13 protein-coding genes, 1 pseudogene and 2 CRISPR repeat arrays (1 of these 16 only partly in view) are annotated in these 22,871 nt (G+C 47.3%); of the genes and pseudogenes, 6 read left to right on the top strand and 8 right to left on the bottom strand.

The window, feature by feature from the left end; translation table 11 throughout:
- A CRISPR array of direct repeats spans positions 1-2,645; the repeat unit is 32 nt; unit sequence GTTTCAATCCACGCTCCCGTGGAGGGAGCGAC (it extends 1,224 nt beyond the left edge of the window).
- Between the two features lie 177 nt (positions 2,646-2,822).
- The 8 genes and pseudogenes from cas2 to Q0852_RS12295 form a co-directional block, all read right to left on the bottom strand.
- On the bottom strand, positions 2,823-3,116 hold the full coding sequence (gene cas2, locus Q0852_RS12330) for a CRISPR-associated endonuclease Cas2 (protein WP_299018334.1): 294 nt from the start codon (positions 3,114-3,116) through the stop codon (positions 2,823-2,825).
- 13 nt (positions 3,117-3,129) lie between these two features.
- Complete coding sequence (gene cas1c / locus Q0852_RS12325) at positions 3,130-4,158, bottom strand: type I-C CRISPR-associated endonuclease Cas1c (protein ID WP_299018332.1); 1,029 nt, start codon at positions 4,156-4,158, stop codon at positions 3,130-3,132.
- Positions 4,155-4,778 carry a CRISPR-associated protein Cas4 gene (gene cas4, locus Q0852_RS12320; RefSeq protein ID WP_299018331.1) on the bottom strand — a complete coding sequence of 208 codons (624 nt, stop codon included), beginning with the start codon at positions 4,776-4,778 and terminating at the stop codon, positions 4,155-4,157. Before cas4 ends, cas1c begins: the two co-directional genes overlap by 4 nt.
- A gap of 1 nt (position 4,779) precedes the next feature.
- Positions 4,780-5,652: a type I-C CRISPR-associated protein Cas7/Csd2 gene (gene cas7c, locus Q0852_RS12315; protein WP_299018330.1), complete on the bottom strand. Its 873-nt coding sequence runs from the start codon at positions 5,650-5,652 to the stop codon at positions 4,780-4,782.
- 10 nt (positions 5,653-5,662) lie between these two features.
- Positions 5,663-7,657, bottom strand: a complete 1,995-nt coding sequence (gene cas8c, locus Q0852_RS12310; protein ID WP_299018328.1) for a type I-C CRISPR-associated protein Cas8c/Csd1 — start codon at positions 7,655-7,657, stop codon at positions 5,663-5,665.
- A complete protein-coding gene (gene cas5c / locus Q0852_RS12305) occupies positions 7,654-8,388 on the bottom strand; it encodes a type I-C CRISPR-associated protein Cas5c (RefSeq protein ID WP_299018326.1) in 735 nt (244 codons plus the stop codon). The genes cas8c and cas5c overlap by 4 nt, the downstream gene beginning before the upstream one ends.
- 12 nt (positions 8,389-8,400) lie before the next feature.
- Positions 8,401-10,896, bottom strand: coding sequence for a CRISPR-associated helicase Cas3' (cas3, locus tag Q0852_RS12300; protein ID WP_299018325.1), 2,496 nt, complete (start codon positions 10,894-10,896; stop codon positions 8,401-8,403).
- Positions 10,897-11,237: 341 nt separating this feature from the next.
- A CRISPR array of direct repeats spans positions 11,238-12,722; the repeat unit is 32 nt; unit sequence GTCGCTCCCTCCGCGGGAGCGTGGATTGAAAC.
- Between the two features lie 24 nt (positions 12,723-12,746).
- Positions 12,747-13,931 (bottom strand): annotated as a pseudogene (locus tag Q0852_RS12295) (acyltransferase family protein).
- A 687-nt stretch (positions 13,932-14,618) separates the two neighbouring features.
- Here Q0852_RS12295 and tal point away from each other — a divergent pair.
- The 6 genes from tal (at position 14,619) to Q0852_RS12265 (ending at position 22,703) form a co-directional block, all read left to right on the top strand.
- Positions 14,619-15,569 (top strand): transaldolase, encoded by a 951-nt coding sequence (gene tal / locus Q0852_RS12290; RefSeq protein ID WP_007465273.1) that lies wholly within the window; start codon positions 14,619-14,621, stop codon positions 15,567-15,569.
- A gap of 83 nt (positions 15,570-15,652) precedes the next feature.
- The gene (gene tkt, locus Q0852_RS12285; protein WP_299018323.1) at positions 15,653-17,647 is read left to right on the top strand and encodes a transketolase; all 1,995 of its coding nucleotides are present in this window, start codon (positions 15,653-15,655) and stop codon (positions 17,645-17,647) included.
- A 637-nt stretch (positions 17,648-18,284) separates the two neighbouring features.
- Positions 18,285-18,662 (top strand): RidA family protein, encoded by a 378-nt coding sequence (locus Q0852_RS12280; RefSeq protein ID WP_299018322.1) that lies wholly within the window; start codon positions 18,285-18,287, stop codon positions 18,660-18,662.
- A gap of 679 nt (positions 18,663-19,341) precedes the next feature.
- On the top strand, positions 19,342-20,685 hold the full coding sequence (locus Q0852_RS12275) for an APC family permease (protein WP_299018321.1): 1,344 nt from the start codon (positions 19,342-19,344) through the stop codon (positions 20,683-20,685).
- A gap of 57 nt (positions 20,686-20,742) precedes the next feature.
- Positions 20,743-21,906, top strand: coding sequence for an amidohydrolase (locus Q0852_RS12270; protein WP_299018319.1), 1,164 nt, complete (start codon positions 20,743-20,745; stop codon positions 21,904-21,906).
- Between the two features lie 11 nt (positions 21,907-21,917).
- Entirely contained in the window at positions 21,918-22,703 is a 786-nt protein-coding gene (locus tag Q0852_RS12265) for a phytochelatin synthase family protein (protein ID WP_299018317.1), read from the top strand.
- Positions 22,704-22,871 lie beyond the last annotated feature (168 nt).

The raw sequence follows: 22,871 nt of genomic DNA, 5'->3' as shown, positions 1-22,871 counted from the left end.
CTGGAAGGTATCGCACGTAAGACCATCAAGATGTCTGTTTCAATCCACGCTCCCGTGGAGGGAGCGACCAAGTTAAGCAGCTCACTGAAGCAAACTCAAGCATGTTTCAATCCACGCTCCCGTGGAGGGAGCGACGGCGCACAGACAGCGATACGTCTAACCAACGGAGTTTCAATCCACGCTCCCGTGGAGGGAGCGACATTTTTGTCTATTTAAAATAACCACCTTCTGGGGTTTCAATCCACGCTCCCGTGGAGGGAGCGACGTTAATAAGTTAGCAATGATTGTTTTAGCTGAAGTTTCAATCCACGCTCCCGTGGAGGGAGCGACCTAGCTGAGTGTCGATAGGCAGGTCGTGAACCTGTTTCAATCCACGCTCCCGTGGAGGGAGCGACATAGGTTTATTTCTGATTATTAAATTACTGGAGTGGTTTCAATCCACGCTCCCGTGGAGGGAGCGACCTGTTTTGTAGGCGTTTTTAATGATTGTGTTATCGTTTCAATCCACGCTCCCGTGGAGGGAGCGACTTGCGCCACCATCAACACCAAAATCAACAGATTGGTTTCAATCCACGCTCCCGTGGAGGGAGCGACTAAAGAAATGCGCGTGATGTGAGTCACGCGCAATAGTTTCAATCCACGCTCCCGTGGAGGGAGCGACATTGTTTTGTGTGTTGGGAACCTGCCATTCATAGAGTTTCAATCCACGCTCCCGTGGAGGGAGCGACAAGGCGGTTAACGCTGCTTTCGGCGTGCTGAATGAGTTTCAATCCACGCTCCCGTGGAGGGAGCGACAAGGCCAATGAGATATTCAAATTCGACGACAAAGTTTCAATCCACGCTCCCGTGGAGGGAGCGACACATACACGCGAGACGAAGTGGTGAAGTTTTACGAGGTTTCAATCCACGCTCCCGTGGAGGGAGCGACCAAAGGGGAGAGCCGCGGTAAGCCGTACTCTTGGTTTCAATCCACGCTCCCGTGGAGGGAGCGACATCATGAGTCATTGCCATAATCACACCTATTTCTGTTTCAATCCACGCTCCCGTGGAGGGAGCGACCCATTATTTGGTGGGGATATATGGCATCAGCAGGGTTTCAATCCACGCTCCCGTGGAGGGAGCGACTGCACTACGTTATTTGATGTTTGCTGACCGATCTGTTTCAATCCACGCTCCCGTGGAGGGAGCGACCGATTCAATAGGCCATTTAATTTCAATGACATACGTTTCAATCCACGCTCCCGTGGAGGGAGCGACCTGTTAACTAACATTATTTATTGGTGGTAAAAATGTTTCAATCCACGCTCCCGTGGAGGGAGCGACTGTGATAGAACGCTATTTCTCCATGTTCCTCATGAGTTTCAATCCACGCTCCCGTGGAGGGAGCGACCTACAGCGGGCCGCGGCCATGGACAGCCATGAACTGTTTCAATCCACGCTCCCGTGGAGGGAGCGACACCTTTAGCGCCCAAAATCCGAGTCTTGCCTACCGGTTTCAATCCACGCTCCCGTGGAGGGAGCGACACCAGTTAAATAGACGACCATTAACAGCGCTCAGGTTTCAATCCACGCTCCCGTGGAGGGAGCGACCTTTCGGGGCTTTCGCTTGGGCGTTTGCACTTCGTTTCAATCCACGCTCCCGTGGAGGGAGCGACCCATAAAACCGATTTACACTGATCTTTAGCCTGTTTCAATCCACGCTCCCGTGGAGGGAGCGACCTAAGTACAACATCAGCCTCATCATCATCAACAGGTTTCAATCCACGCTCCCGTGGAGGGAGCGACGTGATGCGCTGGATGGTTCGGCCCGATGTGTTTTGTTTCAATCCACGCTCCCGTGGAGGGAGCGACCTTGATCAGCTTATCTGCTGCAACTTCGTTATCCGTTTCAATCCACGCTCCCGTGGAGGGAGCGACCTGTAAAAATCAACCACAACACTATGCAACTGGCTGGTTTCAATCCACGCTCCCGTGGAGGGAGCGACTAAACTTACACACCCAGAGGATTGGGTTTTAATTGTTTCAATCCACGCTCCCGTGGAGGGAGCGACGGCTGGGTTTCTTTGAAGATCATGGCTGTTGCGAGTTTCAATCCACGCTCCCGTGGAGGGAGCGACATGGCATGACAACTTGTAACTTTAGTGTTAACCAGGTTTCAATCCACGCTCCCGTGGAGGGAGCGACGAGCTAAATAAGATTCATCTGCTAGCTGAGCAACGGTTTCAATCCACGCTCCCGTGGAGGGAGCGACTGTCGCCTGGCAATGTTTCGCCCATCAACTGCCAGGTTTCAATCCACGCTCCCGTGGAGGGAGCGACCATCTTCTGGCGTTCGTGCTCAAGCTCAATAGGGTTTCAATCCACGCTCCCGTGGAGGGAGCGACCTGTCAGGCTTCGATATCACTGTTGTTTATGACGTTTCAATCCACGCTCCCGTGGAGGGAGCGACATAATCTTGCGGCCTGAATGATGATCGCATACAGGTTTCAATCCACGCTCCCGTGGAGGGAGCGACTATAATACTTCCGCCACAAGGGAATAAACTATGGTTTCAATCCACGCTCCCGTGGAGGGAGCGACGTACTAATGATAAACGCAGTGAGGATTGAGCGATGTTTCAATCCACGCTCCCGTGGAGGGAGCGACTGCCTCCGATAGAAGGCTTAAATAATATACACATAATGAGTAAAAATCGCTAACCTCAGCAATCTACTTAACGTGAAATTCCTTTTATATTCGGCAATTTATTAAAGAGCTTACATTTCAATACATTAAACATGCGCTAACCTCCCGGTATTTTGATGAGAACAAGGGGTTAGCGCACTAAAGAATAAGCGCATCCTGAAAAATATCGACGGCAACTTTCGCACCGTGATGCTCAACCCGATTACGCCAGTTCTTGCCCAGTTTATAAAAGCGCAAACTGTCCACATCCGGATCATAAATCGACAATAACTGAGCTTTAAATTTCACCCATTGGTCTGGCGCAATATCACATTCAAACACGGAGTATTGCACCCTGACTCCGTAATCTAAACAAACCTTCGCCAACTTACGAAGACGCCTTCTGCCATCAGTATCATCAAAAGAAACATCATAGGTGACCAATACCATCATAATAGACGCTCACTTATCGGGAGTAATAAGGCGGATAATTATCGAGATCACCCCGTGTATACCGCGCCAATAACATAGACTGGACATGCGGCAATAGACCAATAGCAATCTTTTCATTTAAAAACGGATGAAGGATCTCTTCCTGTTTCTTCAACTGGTAAGCTTGCAATATCGCTTTCCTCGCCTCCTCTTTTATCGATACTCCACCAAGGACATCAACCTCAAAATCCTTACTTCCAACCTGATTACGGTTGATCAACGTTAATACCAACCTGTCTACAATCAAAGCTCGGAACTCTTCCAACAAGTCTTGAGCCAAACTATCCCGCCCCGGTCGCTCAGCATGGAGAAAACCAACCTGGGGATCTAATCCTACCCCTTGCAACGCACTGCTGATTTCATTCCCCAATACGGCGTAAAGGAAAGAAAGCATCGCATTAACGGGATCTTTAGGCGGCCTGCGATTACGATTTTCAAAACTGAACGCTTTATCTGAATTTGTGATAAGAGAACTAAATACTGAAAAGTAATGGCTTGCTGCCTCACCTTCCAGCCCCCGTATTTTCTCTAAGTCCTGCTGGGCAGAAAGTGCTTCAATAATTTGTCGATGGCGTTGTATTGCCTTCTCCATTTCCGGCGTGGACTGATGGTTTCTGGTATGGCGCTGCAAAACCTGTCGGGATGAACGCACTTTGGCTGCTACGATATTTCTTGCCAAGACCACGGCCTGATCATCAGCGATACGATACTGCTGACGCCGAAGTAACACGTTACCGCTTTGTTTTCCGACAACCCGCGCCTGAAAACGCCCATATTGATTGAAAAACGCCAACCCTGTTGCATTTTCACCACAAAAACCCATTACCTGCGGCGATACCATCACGTTACCGAAACAAAATATATGCCCGACTGAGTGAATAGGAAGTTGCATGAGTTTTTGTTTTTTACCGTCTATACGCTGCTCAATCAGCAATGTTTCCCGCTCTTTATGAAGATAAGCCCCATCACGGTTGATATAGAGGCAGTTTTGCAATTTTTTCATTCGCCATCCCCCGTTTCAAACAACGCTGACAGGTAACGTTTCGTTTTATCTCTGCTAAGTAGTTTGGGGTAACACGATTCCACGAGAGAACACGCCTTGCAGGCACTACTCCATTTTGCTTTCGGTGTTTTCCCTTCAAGCAATAACTGTTTAACGTCTGAAATAGTCTTCAACGTTTTGTGTCTTAATTGATCATCAATAATCACTTCACATCGTTTGCGGGTTTGCCAGTACCACAAAGCACCAGCTGTAACCGGTACAGATGTCATTTCTTCAATGCAAAGCGCCTGGGCACATAACTGAATAGTATCGCTATCATCTATTTTCGGCCGGCCACGCTTGTATTCAACCGGAATATAACAGTGACGCTTCTTGTTATATTCCAGCAAATCCAATTTGCCCGTCAACCCTAAGCTCGGGGCAGCAACCGCTACCCCGCGCTCATAGCGGATCCCCTTGCGGGTTTCCGGCTCGCCGTGATCCACACGATCATGCAGCTGAATGCCCTGAGCCGTTAAAAAGTTATCGGCCCAGACCTGTTCATTATGTATCAGCGCACACTGGCGGGGACAAAACGCGTAATGCTGCAGGGCGGATAGTGGGATCAGGCGAGTATCCATTTTAAAATCCGTCAATAATTTCAGGTACTAAGCCCGGCAAAGCATTAAGCAGACTGTCGTTTAACGCTGACGTATCTAATGGCAATCCTTTGTTCAAGTGCTCCCGGACCGTTTGGTGGACTTTGGCTGAAGAGTATTGGCCGGATTTGCTGTCGTGCTGCCACCAGATGACTTTTTCTACCATCATGGAGCCTTCCGGACGGGCCGATGACGCATCCCCTTCAAAAAGCCGGGGCAAGACTGCTTTGATCACTTCGGCATCTTCATTACTGAATCCGGTTTTCTCGGCCAGTTGAGGCGTCATGGCACCAAAGGTTACATAAGTGGCACTATCCACACGGTGTTTCATGCCCATGGTGTCAGAACTTTTTTTGTTACCATCCCCTTCGCCACTGACGCTTTTGGTGATCTGGGTGCTGGCAATACTGATAGGCTCAAGACTGAATGCCGACTGGATGGTGACAGGGCCGCGGATAGGTAATGAAATCCCTTCACTACCCGATGTTTTCGAATAGGCAAAAACCTGACCAAAAGTCCTTACATCCAACCATTTACTACATACGATTCTAGCCGCCTCGGTGATCGGGGTTTTCTTGGTATTAAAGACATTCTTACCCACGCCGAACTCTTCAGACTCCGCCCGAACACGCAGGCTAGGCATGCCATCGGTTTTCTTCTCATCAGACTGAACGAAAATGGAATGCCCTTGCTCTTGCAGGCGATCACGCAGTTTTCGTTTCAAACAGACATCCGTCACTTCCCCATAACCATCATAGTCCTGACGGGGGCGGTTACCATTGAGCGGGTCGCCGTTCGGATTGGCATGGTTTACTCGGAAAATAATGGCAAAATCAATTTTATTATCAAGTGGCATAATGATGTCCTTATTCTTGTTCAGTTAATTCGGTTTCAGCTTTTTTTGCCATCAACTCAAGGCGCTGGCTGTGGAAGCCAAGCAGAAATTCGGCTGAAAGCGCTTTGTCACTGCTGAAACTTTCGCTGTCAAATGCGCCCAATACTTCATCCAGGGCTTTTTTACGGTTAAAAACGAAACCGCCATAAGTGCCCTGCAGGCGATGCCAATATGGTTGCAATGACAACTCAATGGTTTTCCAGGTCGAAAACGGGCGGTCGGCAAAGCGCTGCATTAAACGCGCCGCATTGGTCAGGCGCTTTTCGCCCGCTTTATTAAGTGCAAATTGCTCAACATTTTCGGCAATCGCCAGCAGGCGGCCATACAAGTAGTCGCGTGAGTGGTTGTCTGTTTCTAGCGCCATAGCGTATTTTCTCCCTAATTGGCGAATGGCATAACCACGGTAGAGTGCACAGGCTACGCCAAGATTTTGTTCCCATTGCCACTGCTCATCGATTTTGAAACTGTGGCGCTGCGCAGCACGCTGAGTGGCTCGGCGCATCATATCGACAGGTATCGAACGGCGCTCTGTAATACAAGGCAATAGCCGTTCAGACAGATTTTTCTTCAGGCTCTCATTGCTCTTGATGATATCGCCATACACCGCCTGCAAAATGGCCCAGGCACTGGGCGTGCAGCGATACCATTTCGGCTTGCCTGCCTGCTGCTTTTCTTTGCTGGCCCGCTGCCACCAGGCGCAATCCCGATGCCAGGCCTCAAGGTTTGAAAGGTATTCATAAGGCAGAAAATCGCGGTAATAGGTGATCCCCATCCGGCCCGGGGTGGCCGAATCCAGCCCCATGACCACAATGGTATCGGTAGCAGAAAGAGAAACGGCAGAATGGCTGCCTTTTAGCTTATGCCTGAAGAGATGCCCGAACCGCTTACCCAGATCCCGGGTGTGATCGGCGCTATCCGGTTGTTGTGAATGCTCTGTTGGTGCAACCTGTTCGGCTAAGTCATCATCCCCCCAGCCCCAGCCAGCTTCAAAGTTGTCATAATCCTTGTCTTCAAGATCGGGATCTTCCATCGGCTGGATGATCGGGCTCCCTTTGACTGCCCATGCAATAATGACTTGCTCACCATTGCGATACCCCTGACGTTCAATTAGCCAGCGCAAGGTATTATGTGCCTTCTGAGTCACCTCAAAACTAACATTTGCCGCTTGGTGGGAATCAAAAAAGCGCCCGCGGAAGGTATAGCCCGATTTATCATTTGATGAAATAAGCTTGGCTTTATCGCCGGTATGCCGGATTTTTGCCGGATGATTAACCGCCGCGGCGGCCTCTTTTCCAGTAACCAGACACAGCTCCGCATTGCTGCTGTTGTTGATATCAAAATCAATCCACGCCTGTTGTAAGCTTGTGTCTTTCCACGTTTCCGGGCATTTATCACCGACACATTCCACACTCCAGCACACCAGTGCACTACCCTGTTCAAGATGCCCTTTCTCTTTCGGCAACACTTTAAACAACAATGGCTGCGGTTGTTCATTATCCTGCCAAGAGGTTAGTAACTGCAGCTCTTCATCAGCAAAGCAGATCCCGGCGGCAACGAGATCCGCCATCACCCGCCCTTTACGAATATAGCGATAAACTGCCTGGGCTTTTAAGTGAGTAAACGATGATGAAACCCAGCTCTCCAGTAACTGGCAATACTTGTCATAAAATGACGGCTTCGCCCCGCCATAGGCTTTGTAGTCAGCAGCGACATATTGCAGCTTGTCACAAAGCGGATGAGGTGGCGGCTTGCTACCAGCTCGTCCAGCCGACTCTTCTGTCGCAGGCAAAATGATCTGGGTCTTTTCTAACACGCTGGCGCGCAGGAACTCCCCCTGCTCATTAATCGTGATATGAATATGGGCATTTTGCGGGGTGTGGCAAATCGGCATAATTTGCTCTGATAGCGGTAAATCCAGTGCCTGAGCCGCTTCATAGGTCTGATACAGCCTGGTTAACCAACTCATAGCCCACCCTCTTCCTGTTCAACCGCCTTCAGGTTGTCATCCAAACTGAACGTTTTGACCGTCATCGAGCGAACCGTGCGTTTCACCAACATAGGATCCTGACCTTCAAACTGTGCAGGCGAAGCAAATTCAATGATCCCTTCACGCATAACCGGATACCAGAAACGGCTTTCAAGTTGTTTGCCTCCGGTTTCATCCGGATAACCAAAGCCATGGAACATCAGGCCAAAGCCGAGTTCGTCGAGATGGTCATATTCACTCTCTCCTACGCCGAATTCACAAGGTTCGACATAGCCCTGACAGTCGCGGGTTCCCAGAAAAATATCCTGCCGTCCGCCTTTTTCAAGCATCCGCCGGGCAATGGCAAAGTGCTTGCCATCAATACGATCTTTCGCCAGCTCCGGTCGGTGCTCGTTCCATTCAAAGTGGGCCTCTACCTGATACTCAACATCATGCAGGAAGGTATAAATCGCCAAGCTGTTACCTCCTCCCCATACCAGTGGTTTGGTTCCTTTGGTTTGGGTGCGTATGGGTTTAATTACCCGTACGCGATCGATAACCCAGGTAAAAGTCGGCTTCCAGTAAACGGATTTTAGAATTCCTTTTAATGCTTCATAAGTAGGTATGTGATAACTGCATTTTTCGCCACCGATTTTGGTGACGGGATCGGTAAACAGGGCATAACGTCCCCATACCCGAAAACTAATGCTGTTCTTAGGCGTTGTTTTCACTTATCTGCCTCCTTAGCAGCAAATAAAGCTGGATGACGACACAGGTTCAGTACTTAAGCCGAAATCTGTGTCGTAATATTGTTCAAGAAGGTAATACACCCCAGAGCCCGGCTGTGTTTCAGCTACAGCCTGTTCATCAATAAGCTTGCCCCAGACATTAGGAAAAACATTGACGCTGTATTTTTGAGCCTGTTTCAGAGCGTGATAATAAAGCTGGGCGTCAAATTTTTCGTCTTTGCTACATAGCGTGTTAATGATTTCAGCCGCCGATATTGAGCCATTCACCAACTCTGTTTCAGGCTGCTGATAAGGTACAATCACCGCCTGAGTTGGCGCATTGATTGCTTGGAAAATCTTCCCGGCTTCCATGAAAGACTGCTCTAAACGCGGCAGGCAGCCCTGAGCCACGCGCTGTTTATTTGAAGCGAATGGATGGTCAGAATTATTAGATAACAGTTTCAGAAGTGACGTAGAAATCTGCTGGCTATCTTTGCACCGATAATCCATATCATCCGCTTGCTGATAAAAGTAATATTCAAAATAACGCTCCATCGCCTGCGGGCAGAGCAAATCGTCAAAACCTTCATTCATTACCCGCTGTGCGACTTCTTTCCCCTTATCAATATCAATGAGCATCCGGGTATTTTCTTCCCGCGGATTAACCACATACACTGTCGCACAGGATTGCCGTCCATTACGGTTACAACGGCCAGCGGCCTGAGCAATCGAATCCAGTCCGGCAAGAAAACGAATAACCGTGGCAAAATCGACATCAACGCCGGCTTCTATCAACTGGGTGCTGAAACACATTACCGGTTCCCCCGCATCCAGCCGCCGGCGAATACAAGCAAGCAGTTTTTTCCGATGAGCAGGGCATTGATTGGTGCTTAAGTGGAACAGTGCCTCGCTATCAATCTGCCCCGCACACGCCTGATATAAATCCTGCGCCCACAGCTTGGTGTTAACAACGGTTAAGCAACTGCCTTTAAGCTCAAATTCACTCATTACCAACTCAGCAATTTCATCTAACTCCCAACCGGCGGGCTTACAGGCATTTTCTACATGGACTCGTTTTAAGTCATTAAACAGCTGGGACACATCTTCAACTAACTCGCCAAATACCGATAACTGCCCCTTATGGGGGTTATCGAGCTTATCGAGCAATGGCTGGGTTGCCGTGCATAACACCGCTGTTGATCCTGTATGCCGAACCAGAAAGTCCAGCGCATTACAAAACAGATGGGTACAGTTAATGGGCAACGTTTGAATTTCATCAAAAACCAGCACACTGTTCGCCAGTTGGTGAAGCCGCCTTACGCTGCGCGTTCCTCCGGCAAACAAGGCCTCTAAAAACTGCACCATGGTAGTGACAACAACCGGTGCATCCCAGTTATCTGCACTGATTTTGCTTTTCCATGTTTGCGCCTCCGGCTCCAGGCTGGAGTGGTGTTCTAGCACCCAAGGATAAAGATCGCCCTCTTGTTCGAGCACATCACGAATCACCGCGGCGTTTTGTTCAATGATTGACGTAAAAGGAATGATGTAGAAAATCCGATCCATCTTGTGCTTGCAGGCATGGTGCAGCGCATAACGCAAACTGGCATAGGTTTTACCGCCGCCTGTTGGCACGGTCAGGCTGTAAACCCCTTGCGGCTGCGAGGCTTGCTGCCGGCATTGCTGTGAAATTTTCTGACGAATATGATCGATTGGGTTACGCGGTGATAATGTGGTGAGTTTATTTTCAAGCCGTTCGATCGCAAGGTTCCAATCTGGCTTTTCAGGCTTAGACAAGCGCTCTTCCAGCCGCCGCGGCTCGGAAAATTCCGCGCTGTTTAGACGATCGGCATCAACCACGCAACTAAACAAAAAGCGAGCCAGAAAGCCCAGCGAAAAACTCTTGGTGATGCTGTTAGCTTGACTGGGTGAACCGAGTATCTGACGGATACAAGCCCCCATTTCTTTTAATACAAGAGGCGCTTGTCCATCATCACCAAGCAGCAACGCCAGTTGTTCAAGCAACTGGGGATCGGCATGTTGACAACACTCAGAAAAATGCGTTTTGTCATCCGCCTTCTGCATCCTTCTGTCAAACCGGTTGCCTTTATTGATATCAGCAGCCAACGTATCAATAAGCCCACTGTGATGAGAGGCTATACTTAACGCCAGCAACTGCCCACAGAGTTCACCTTGCCCCTGCCGACCATACTGTCGTAAATGCTTATATACATATTGCGCTCCAGCAGTGGCGTGATCAATTTTACCTTTATGACTTTTGGCATCGACATAATTCAAAGCATCGGGGTCAATCAATCCTTGCGCCGATTTTATATAAGACTGAAACGCACCGCTGTACTTGCCGAAGTCATGCAGTAGCCCAAGCAATTTCCCTGAATTGGGTAATCCAATTTTTTGTGCAAACTGGGTTGCTAAATCACTAGTTTGCGATAAATGTTCAAATACAGTTTGTTGACTCGCATCATCTTCACGGCAATGAGCTATAAATGACATGGCTGCTATCTTTTATGACAAATATGATAAAAGTTTTAGCCTTTCATTACCTGAATAAATAAACAACGATCACAAAATCAACATGTTTTATACTGCGTCACTTTATATGCAAGTGAGCTCACAAAACAATTCTCTTTATTGATAGTCAGTACAACTACAAGGGGTTGCGCTAACCCTCTGTTCTCATAAAATAACGAGAAGTGAGCGAATAGCTAATCTATTGAAAGTTAAGTTCTTTAATAAATCGAAATATTGAACTGGTTTATATTGATGAATGAAATATAGGGGTTAGCGTTTTTCACTCATTTTCTGTACATTATTTAAGCCCTCTCCGGAAGGCTGTCGCTCCCTCCGCGGGAGCGTGGATTGAAACTGTGATACCCATACGGAAGACTAGTGTAATCTGGTCGCTCCCTCCGCGGGAGCGTGGATTGAAACAGTACATTAAATGCATCGCCAAATACAGGCAAAGTCGCTCCCTCCGCGGGAGCGTGGATTGAAACAGCCTATTGGAGTTGGGAGCTAAAGGCAATAATGTCGCTCCCTCCGCGGGAGCGTGGATTGAAACAGGCGGGTTGATATTTGACACGTTAGACATTGCGTCGCTCCCTCCGCGGGAGCGTGGATTGAAACCCATAAGTACCGCGAATGTAAATCCTACGACCATGTCGCTCCCTCCGCGGGAGCGTGGATTGAAACTCCAACACAAACAAACCAACGTTCAGGCCCTTTAGTCGCTCCCTCCGCGGGAGCGTGGATTGAAACTTGGTGGTGCTCCCATTGACAACCTCGCGCCAGGTCGCTCCCTCCGCGGGAGCGTGGATTGAAACATTACACATAAACAAAAAGAACAAATCTTTTTATAGTCGCTCCCTCCGCGGGAGCGTGGATTGAAACCGTGCTTTGGGAGGTGTCCGGCGCTGGTGTGAATGGTCGCTCCCTCCGCGGGAGCGTGGATTGAAACTTATAGAAGTAATTGAATATCTGGAACTTAAATCGGTCGCTCCCTCCGCGGGAGCGTGGATTGAAACCAGCCGCCCCGCTATGACCTCTATCTCGCTGCCATGTCGCTCCCTCCGCGGGAGCGTGGATTGAAACACCGCTTGCGTAGTCAGTCCAACATTTGATATCAAGTCGCTCCCTCCGCGGGAGCGTGGATTGAAACTCAAATGAACGCATACCACCAAGGCCAAGCAACCCGTCGCTCCCTCCGCGGGAGCGTGGATTGAAACCTCATGAAAAGGATTTAAGTTATCAAACCATTTGGTCGCTCCCTCCGCGGGAGCGTGGATTGAAACCTGCAATCAATGACCGCTCAAGACCGTCAAGCATGTCGCTCCCTCCGCGGGAGCGTGGATTGAAACTAAATGAACTGGCCGCGATGATTGGCTGTACTGGTGTCGCTCCCTCCGCGGGAGCGTGGATTGAAACGTCAGTTGACCAATAGTAAAACTCATTGTCTGTAGTCGCTCCCTCCGCGGGAGCGTGGATTGAAACTTGCTCGGTATCAACGTCGTCAGGCTTCTTGCTAGTCGCTCCCTCCGCGGGAGCGTGGATTGAAACAAGGTAAGCCTGCGCTTCGGACAGACGAACCGCGTCGCTCCCTCCGCGGGAGCGTGGATTGAAACAATTCGTTTTTCAAACCTTCATTAACAACAACTTGTCGCTCCCTCCGCGGGAGCGTGGATTGAAACCGCTTGATGGCGTCGAATGGTCTATTGTTGACACGTCGCTCCCTCCGCGGGAGCGTGGATTGAAACACTGATGTATACAACAAAGGTATCCGTAACGGCAGTCGCTCCCTCCGCGGGAGCGACACAGATACTTCACAAGCAGTTAAAACCTCTCGATTAAGACACGTTCGAAACAACAAACTGCTGAGCTTGATATTTCTTACGCAGATACCTCATTGCCGGTCGCTCTAAACCGTAGTAGCTAAGCGCAGAAATAAAGATTGTCACTGCCATAAATGCTGTCATACCAGAGATTGCAGCTAACCAACTGGTTTGTAAAAACCATGAAGCCAGTGCTTCAGGCGTTATCAGGTTTAACATTTCAACGCCTGCCAGCAAAAGCACCGCATGCCACAGGTAAACCGAATAAGAAATATCCCCCATAAAACGCGTCACCCGGTTATCCATTAGTTTAAACACCGGTGTCTGGCGCTCAGACTGCTGCGCTGCAATAAATACCAGTAGTGAAAACACCAGTACCACATACACATTGTGACTACCTTCTTTCGATATATGCATCAGATATAGAGAAGCTAAAAATACACTTAATAAAGCAGCATCGTTATCCAGCCATTTCTTCAGAGCCGATGAAAGTACAACATTGCGCAACCAAGCCCCCATGGTAAAACCACATAAGCCACGGATAAATGCGAACAAGTCACCGGTCACATCCAGTGAGCCATGGTTTTTGTTAATTCCAGCCCAAATGAAAATAATCACCACTGGCATCCACAAGCTGCTACGAAGCCGCATAGACTACATGGGAATCAATAATGGAAAAACCATATAGCACAACCACTCCACACTTAATGACCATGAAGAAATATTCCATGACAGATCTTTATTAATAACCGCATGCAACATCGTAAAATTAGACATCAGTGTGTCTGAGCGGTTAAACGGCCCCGCAAAGGCAGGAATGCCGCTCATACCCCAACTATCAAAAAGCGGTCCGCCATAAAAACCAGTAGCAGAAAAATATTTTATAGACTCCCACAACACCAAAATCAGCAATGTAACAAGAAACAAAGGATAGATCCGCGCAAAACGCAGCCACATAAAATACCGCCACTTAGCTACCGTGACTCCTTTTGAAAAGGTCTGCTGATATATGTGCATCATTACAAAGCCACTAAGCACAAAAAACAGATCCACCCATAAGTAACTATTCTCAATAAAATGGGTATACTCGCTAACAGGCTCTTTCCACTGAACAAAAAATATCAGGCGGGCATGAAAAAAAACGACACAAAGCGCCGCAAAACCACGCAGTGGCGTTAATATTGGAATTTGCTTATTCATGTTTGTCCTCACGACTCATACAGAAAACATGAGAATTATCTCAACTGATTGTTTTTCATGCGCAAACATTTATTCGAGGCACTTCAATGTATCCATTGAAACTCCCGAACTCATTTAATTTGCAGACACCCCATAATCATTAATTCAACCCCAATCTTTTAGCTAAACGGTAAAGCCTGCCGCTATCAATTCCCAATTGGCGAACGGTTGCAGTCCAATTATGACTCTTTAACTTCCAGCGCATGACGAATGTACTGAGCCTGAAACGCACCAGCTGTATCATGTAGGCAATCAGTTAATCAATGTCGTCATAACCAGACAAACGTCACTAAATTAACCGTCCTAAAACGTCCATCACTCGAGCAAAAGAATACAGCAGTGAACATATGCTCACGCAGTTCACATTCATTTCCAGCCATAACTTTCAACAGATTTTGTCTTCTTATTATTTAAATAAGGAAATAAGACAAAAAAATGCGATCTATGCACGATTTGATATGTTTGATAATTGACAAGTTGCAGTAAAAAGCTAATTATCAGCACATCAATTGTTCTCGAATGATCCATATGTTCACCACCCGTGTATGGGGGCAAAACATTTGGGTTATTTACAGGTAAAAATACCTTTTCTGGCTACACTTTTAGCTAGCAATCAGATAAGCCCTAACACATTGAAGGTCGAAAGATATGAGCACTAAACTGGAACAACTTCGCGCGCTAACAACTGTTGTTGCTGACACCGGCGACATTGAAGCAATCAGTAAGTATCAGCCTGAAGATGCGACGACTAACCCGTCTCTGATCCTTAAAGCAGCTCAAATCGCTGAATACGCTCCTCTAATCGATCAGGCTATCGAGTACGCAAAAGCACAAAGCAACGACAAAGCACAGCAGGTTCAAGACACTTGCGACATGCTTGCTGTAAACATCGGTAAAGAAATCCTGAAAGTTGTACCTGGCCGCATCTCTACAGAAGTTGATGCACGTCTTTCTTACGACACAGAAGGCAGCATCGCGAAAGCTCGCCAGCTAATCAAAATGTACAACGATGCTGGCATCACAAACGATCGCATCCTGATCAAGCTGGCTTCAACTTGGGAAGGCATCCGCGCTGCTGAAGTGCTGGAAAAAGAAGGCATCAACTGTAACCTGACTCTACTATTCTCTTTTGCTCAGGCTCGTGCATGTGCAGAAGCAGGCGTATTCCTGATTTCTCCTTTCGTTGGCCGCATCATGGACTGGTACAAAGCGAAAGAAGGTCGTGACTTTGAAGCACAGGAAGATCCAGGTGTTATTTCTGTAACAGGTATCTACAACTACTACAAAGAACACGGCTACAACACTGTTGTTATGGGCGCAAGCTTCCGTAACACAGGCGAAATCCTTGAGCTAGCAGGTTGTGACCGCCTGACTATCAGCCCGCAGCTACTACAAGAACTAAGCGACGCTGAAGGTGAAGTAGTTCAGAAACTTTCTGCAGACGTAGAAATCAAAGAACGTCCAGCAGCAATGACGCACGCTGAATTCCTATGGGATCACAACCAGGATGCAATGGCTGTTGAGAAACTGGCTGACGGTATCCGTAACTTCGCTGTCGATCAGGGCAAACTAGAAGCAATGATCGCAGAGCGTCTATAAGCGTTAACTAAATATCAGAAAGCGGCCCGGTTAGCCGCTTTCTTCCTTTTTCGATTCAAAAATATTCTATAGTGGAAACCAATATGGAACGTAAAGTGTTAGCAAATGCAATCCGCGCCCTGAGCATGGATGGTGTACAGCAGGCAAACTCAGGTCACCCAGGTGCACCTATGGGCATGGCAGACATCGCTGAAGTACTATGGCGTAGCCACATGAACCACAACCCACAAAACCCTGAGTGGGCTGATCGCGACCGTTTTATTCTGTCTAACGGCCACGGTTCAATGCTGATCTACTCTCTGCTGCACCTAACAGGTTACGAGCTATCAATCGATGATCTGAAGAACTTCCGTCAGCTTCACTCAAAAACACCAGGTCACCCAGAATACGGTTACGCACCAGGTGTTGAAACAACGACTGGTCCACTAGGCCAGGGTATTACTAACGCTGTTGGTATGGCGATTGCTGAAAAAGCAATGGCTGATCAGTTCAACCGCGAAGGCCACGACATCGTTGACCACTTCACATACGCGTTCCTGGGTGACGGCTGTATGATGGAAGGTATCTCTCACGAAGCATGTTCTCTGGCTGGTACGCTAGGTCTGGGCAAACTGGTTGCTTTCTGGGATGACAACGGCATCTCTATTGACGGTGAAGTTGAAGGCTGGTTCTCTGACGACACGCCTAAGCGTTTCGAAGCTTACGGCTGGCACGTAATTCCAGCAGTTGACGGTCACGATCCAGAAGCTATCAACGCCGCTATCGAAGCAGCTAAAGCAGAAACTGGCAAACCAACGCTTATCTGCTGTAAAACAATCATCGGCTTCGGTTCTCCAAACAAAGCGGGTTCTCACGACTGCCACGGTGCGCCACTAGGCGCTGAAGAAATTGCAGCAGCACGTGAATTCCTAGGCTGGAACCACGGTCCATTCGAAATCCCAGCAGACGTAGCTGCTGAGTGGGATGCGAAAGAAGCTGGCACAGCTAAAGAAGCAGCATGGGATGAGAAGTTTGCCGCATACGCAGCAGCACACCCAGAGCTAGCAGCTGAATTCAAACGCCGTACAACTGGCGAACTTCCTGCAGAGTGGGAAGAAAAAGCAAATGCTATCATTGCAGATCTTCAAGCTAACCCAGCTAACATTGCTTCACGTAAAGCATCTCAAAATGCACTAGAAGCATTTGGTAAGCTACTTCCTGAATTCATGGGCGGTTCTGCTGACCTTGCGCCATCAAACCTAACTATGTGGTCTGGTTCTAAAGCGCTTGAAACAAACGACTTCTCTGGTAACTACATTCACTACGGTGTACGTGAATTCGGTATGACTGCGATCATGAACGGTATTGCCCTACACGGTGGTTTCGTACCATACGGCGCAACTTTCCTAATGTTCATGGAATACGCTCGTAACGCAATGCGCATGGCTGCACTAATGAAAGTGCAGAACATCCAGGTTTACACTCACGATTCAATCGGTCTGGGTGAAGATGGTCCGACTCACCAGCCAGTAGAGCAGGTTTCATCGCTGCGTCTGACTCCGAACATGAGCACATGGCGTCCATGTGATCAGGTTGAGTCTGCAGTAGCTTGGAAATTCGCTATCGAGCGTAAAGACGGTCCAACATCGCTGATCTTCTCTCGCCAGAACCTAGCACAGCAAGAGCGTACAGAAACACAAGTTGCTGACATCGCGAAGGGTGGCTACATCCTGAAAGACTGTGAAGGCAAGCCAGAACTAATCCTGATCGCGACAGGTTCTGAAGTAGAACTAGCAACTGAAGCATACGCACAGCTAACCGCTGAAGGCCGCAAGGTTCGCGTTGTTTCTATGCCAGCTACTGACCTGTTCGACAAGCAAGATGCAGCTTACCGTGAAGCGGTACTGCCATCAGACGTAACTGCACGTATTGCTATCGAAGCTGGCATTGCTGACTTCTGGTACAAGTACGTTGGTTTCGGCGGCCGTATCATCGGTATGACTACCTTCGGTGAATCTGCACCAGCAGGCGAGCTGTTCAAGATGTTCGGCTTCACAACTGAAAACGTTGTGAACACTGCTAAAGAGCTACTGGGCTAATTCATTCCCTAAGCACTTATTAAATTTCAAAGCCAGGCGAATGCCTGGCTTTTTTCATTCTTATAATCTTTGCTTTGTATAACCTCGCCCCAGAAAATGCCCTCAGCGCATCCATACCGCATTTCGCACCTCTGACGACTGATAAAGCTATAAATGAATACTATCGCCTGCTACAGGCTATCCTACGGCGATTTATCTCTCTATTTCTATGTCTCTATATCAATCGACCTCGGGAAACGAGCCATCAGTTACGAGCAACATAATTCCTCTATTCTCCTGCCAAGCCACCATAGTCACTTCATGCTCTCCGCTATGTCGCTATGTCACTATGTCACTATGTCACTATGTCACTATGTCACTATGTCACTATGTCACTATGTCACTATGTCACTATGTCAATAGTGTTAAAACTAACATTCCTCCCCTTTCAAGCAGGAAAAGAGAAAAAAATTCCACGCTTCTAGGATTTTAAAGCAATAAAGGCGAAGGATTTCCCTGGTTTAAGGCGTACATTATAGCCATGCAAAAAACATGGTTATTAGCTATTGCATACATGCCAAACAAACTCGTTGGCAAAAACCAGCAAAGATGATCGTGAAATTCAGGAACCAACATAATTAATCCAAAGTAGGACATCATGGTAGAGACAATCAACACAGAAAAAGCACCAGCCGCTGTCGGTCCATATGTACAGGCGAAAAAGTTCGGTAATATGCTCATCACTTCCGGTCAGCTACCGCTTAACCCTGAAACAGGAACCATGCCTGAAGATGTAGCAGAGCAAGCCAAGCAATCTCTGGCAAATGTAGAAGCGATTGTAAACGCGGCAGGTCTGACTAAATCTGATATCGTCAAGGCAACCGTATTTGTAAAAGATCTGAATGACTTCGCGACAGTAAATGAAGTATATGGCGCATTCTTTGGCGATCAATGCCCAGCCCGAAGCTGTGTAGAAGTTGCTCGTCTTCCTCTGGATGCAAAAGTAGAAATTGAAGTTATCGCAGTATCTGCTTAATAGCTCTAATTTCTGTTTAAAGCCTGCATTGCAGGCTTTTTATTTCTATCATTTCCAATAAATCAAACACTTCAACTTTATACCTTCTTACTAGACTAATCGTTAAAACGTCTTCAAATAAATACCTACCTATCGAATTAAAGCGACACATCCTAACCCGCTCATCAAGCGATAAAACTCCCACTACAGATAAGCAACTTATAAATATTTATATCGATACCACGCCGCACCTATTAATATTTCAGTTATAAGCCTCATTTATTATTAATCTTTACTCTAAATATCAAATATGTGACAAAGCCCATACTTTTAAAGTGGGTATTTGGGTGATTTCCATTTCAAATCAACACCTTATTTATGAGCTCCATCACAAATTTACACTTAATTAATAAATAATAAGATAACCAAGATCAACACAGAAAAGAAATTTCATGCATAAGCGTAATTGATAGAAAACATTTCCATCAAACTGTTCTTATGAAGAAAATTTGAAATTTTTTTCTCCAATATAAAGCGTATTCTCCATTTGAACTAAAAATATAAGCACCAGGAAATAATCACCTCAACAATCTATACAAATATTCATAAGATTTTTGATAAAAGATTAAATTAAACCGAAGGATTTCGGCGGCTCCCTAGTGCAAAAATTCTGTATTGGAACGCAAAAGTAGGTCGTATCATGACGAAACAAAAATTAGGACTCGCGAGTATAGTCTTACTCGGATTTAACTCTATCATTGGCTCCGGAATATTCTTGCTACCAAGCTCTTTATATCAATTAGCTGGTGACTGGTCTGTCGCTCTTATTCTTATTACTGCGATTATTGTTGCCACTATTGCTTTTTGCTTTGCGGAAGCTTCCGGTTATTTCAGCCAAAACGGTGCCGCTTATGTATATACCAAGGAGGCCTTTGGTTCATTTGCCGGTTTTGAAGTCGGCTTCCTGAAATGGATGATGCAATGTATCGCATGGGGGGTTATGGCTGTTGCACTCACTAACATTCTTGCCAATACCTTCGGTTTCGAAGAAAACCAAATGCTAAGAAATGGCATCATTGTCGGTATAGTCGGTTCACTAACGTTGCTGAACCTAGCTGGTGTCGGCGCAGCCAAAGTGGTTAACAACATCTCAACCCTGGCGAAAATGGTGCCTTTGGTTGTATTGATTGTTGGCGGTATTTGGTTCATTAACCCGGAAAATATCATCCCTACCTTTTCAGCGGCTGAATCAACAGCTGAGCCAGCACAGTATTCCCTGACTTTTGAAACACTCGGCTCTGCACTGATCCTTTGCTTCTACGCTTTCACTGGCTTTGAAACGTTCGGTACTGCTGCTGAAGACATGGAGAATCCAAAACGCAACCTTCCGCTTGCCATCATTATCGTTATCCTTGCTGTTACCGTATTCTACGCCGCCGTTATGGCTGTTTCTGTCGGTATCCTAGGCCCAGATATTGCCAACTCATCAGTACCTTTGGCAGATGCAGCCAAAGTTGCATTCGGTGATTTCGGTTTCTATATGATCACCATTGGCTCTATCATTTCGATTGCAGGTATTAACGTTGCGGCGTCATTCCATATTCCTCGCGCCCTGCTGCCTCTGGCAGATGACAAAATGATTCCAGCCATATTTGGTAGCAAAAACGAAAAGGGTATTCCAACCGTGGCTATTTTGGCTTCAGGTCTGGTTACCATCCCTATTGCACTGTCTGGTTCATTCACCACTTTGGCGATGCTGAGTGTTGTTACCCGTTTTGCCCAATACATTCCAACTTGTATTGCCACTCTGAAGTTCCGCAAACGTTTTGAAAATGACGAAAGCACTAAAAACAACTTCAAAGTACCGTTTGGTCCCATTGTTCCAGTAACTGGTGTTTGTATTTGTGTCTGGTTGCTAGCGGATCAGAGCCTGACCAAAATCCTAGTCGGCCTGGGCGCCATGGTACTGATTTCTCCGCTTTACTTTATTGCCCGTAAAAGAGCGGCTGAACAACAAGCAAAATCAACTACAGCTAAGGCGTAACTAACTCGTAAACCCAAGCCAGAGCTTCAGGCTCTGGCTGTCACCCGGACATAATAGATGATGAACACAATTGAAATTGTTAATGAATGGCATCAGGAAATCACTGAATGGCGTCATACGCTTCACAGTATGCCAGAGGTAGGATTTGAGCTTCACAACACATCTCAATATGTCGCGAACAAACTTGAATCATGGGCTATAAGAATCGATCGCAGCTTCGGTCAGACCGGTGTTGTCGGTATCATTGACGGTACGCTGGGAGAAGGCAGAACTATTGCCTACCGTGCTGATATGGATGCATTACCAATGCAGGATCAAACCGGCAAGCCTTATGCCTCGCAGAATCCGGGAAAATCCCATGCCTGCGGACATGATGGCCATATGGCAATGCTGTTAGCAACCGCTCGCTATTACTCAGAGAACAGAAATTTCCGGGGTCGCATCATCTTTCTTTTCCAGCCAGCCGAAGAGATCGGTGCCGGTGCCAAAGCCATGATGAAAGACGGCGTATTCGAGAAATATCCGTTTGATGAAGTTTACGGCTTCCATAATATGCCACGCCTGCCGGATAACACGATTTCCCTACGCTACGGCCCGATCACAGGTGCCGGAGAGAAATTCAGCCTGATAGTGAAAGGGTGCAGCGGCCATTCAAGCGTGCCGCACAAGTGCGTAAACCCGATAACAGTTTCAGCCAAAATCATCACAGCATGGCAGTCTATTGTATCGGAGTGTGTGCCTTGCTCTGAAATGGGTGTACTTGCTGTAACAAAAATCATGAGTGGTGAGGTATTCAACTCAATACCTGAATCAGCCGAAGCCGGCGGAACCATTCGATTCTACGAACGAGAAGTCGGTGACACCATGCGCCGTAAAATGCAGTTGCTTGCCAGCTCTATTGCCGAAGCGTACAACGCCCATGCCGAGGTGGAATTTGAAGTACTCTGTCCCGCCACCGTCAACACCCCAGAACAAGTTGATTGCGTTATTGATGTGGCTAAATCAACAGTTGGAGCCGAAAACCTCAACACCAATGTCGAGCCGAGTCCGGGCGGTGAAGACATGGCGTTTTTCAAAAAGGACGACAGTATAGGCGCCTGCTTTTTCATGATTGGTTCTAAGGGAACCAACCTGCATACGTGCGATTTTGATTTTGATGACAGCATCATCCCACTGGGTGTCACGATGCTATGTCGAATTGCCGAACAACGATTAGTGTAAAAAGGTTAACTATGAAAACAATGCTGAAAACATCATTACTTTCTCTTGCGCTCGCAGCTGTACCAACAACAGCGGCTTTTGCAGATGTGATTGATTGGTCGAGTGACGAAGGTATTACCCGTCTTGAGCAATCTCACTTTAAAACAGACTTCTTCAAGCTGGCTAATTTCTATGATGCCCAGGACAACAAAGTATACTGCGGCGTGGCATCTACTTCCATCGTGCTTAATGCGCTTCGTGTGCGTCAGAATGTCACCGAGATTCCTCTGGACGAATCATTAATCGCCCCGGAAGATCGCGCTTACTTCCCTCAGGGAGACTGGAGTCCGTTCTACGAGCGTTATACCCAGAATACGGTTTTAGGCCACGGTCAGAAAACCCGATTGCAGATCATGGGTCAGCCAGTAACTGAAGGCGCAGGTCATGATTACGGCCTACAGCTTGATCAAATGACAAATTTACTGACATCAAACCAATTGAAAGTAAAAACGGTATTTGTTGACAACCTGAACCACAAAGCAGATATGAAAGCAGAACTGGTTCATGCATTGGAAACTAAAAATCAGTATGTTGTTGTGAACTACTCTCGAAAAACACTCAACCAACCGGGTTCTGGCCATTATTCACCGATTGGTGCATACCACAAAGGATCCGATTCATTTCTGATCATGGATGTATCCAACGCCAAAGCCAACTGGGTTTGGGTTGAAAGTGATCAACTGTTCGACTCAATGGCAACCATGGATACCAAACGCAACCGTGGGTATTTGCTGATCAGCGAAGGGCTGAAAGGCTAACCTTTGCGTCTCCGGCAGGCTCCCCCTCCTGCCGGCTCACTTCATCATTTCTGCCCCTTTCCGGGTTGCTGTTCAATGCGGTCCACTGAAATTTAATGCAAACCCTCCCTGCCGCTCACAAAAAAGCTAACAATTTGCCACGCTCTGATAGTAATTTATTAGATTAAC

It is taken from the genome of uncultured Photobacterium sp., assembly GCF_947502415.1.
GTDB lineage: Bacteria > Pseudomonadota > Gammaproteobacteria > Enterobacterales > Vibrionaceae > Photobacterium.
This window is presented reverse-complemented; position numbering and strand designations above follow the sequence as displayed.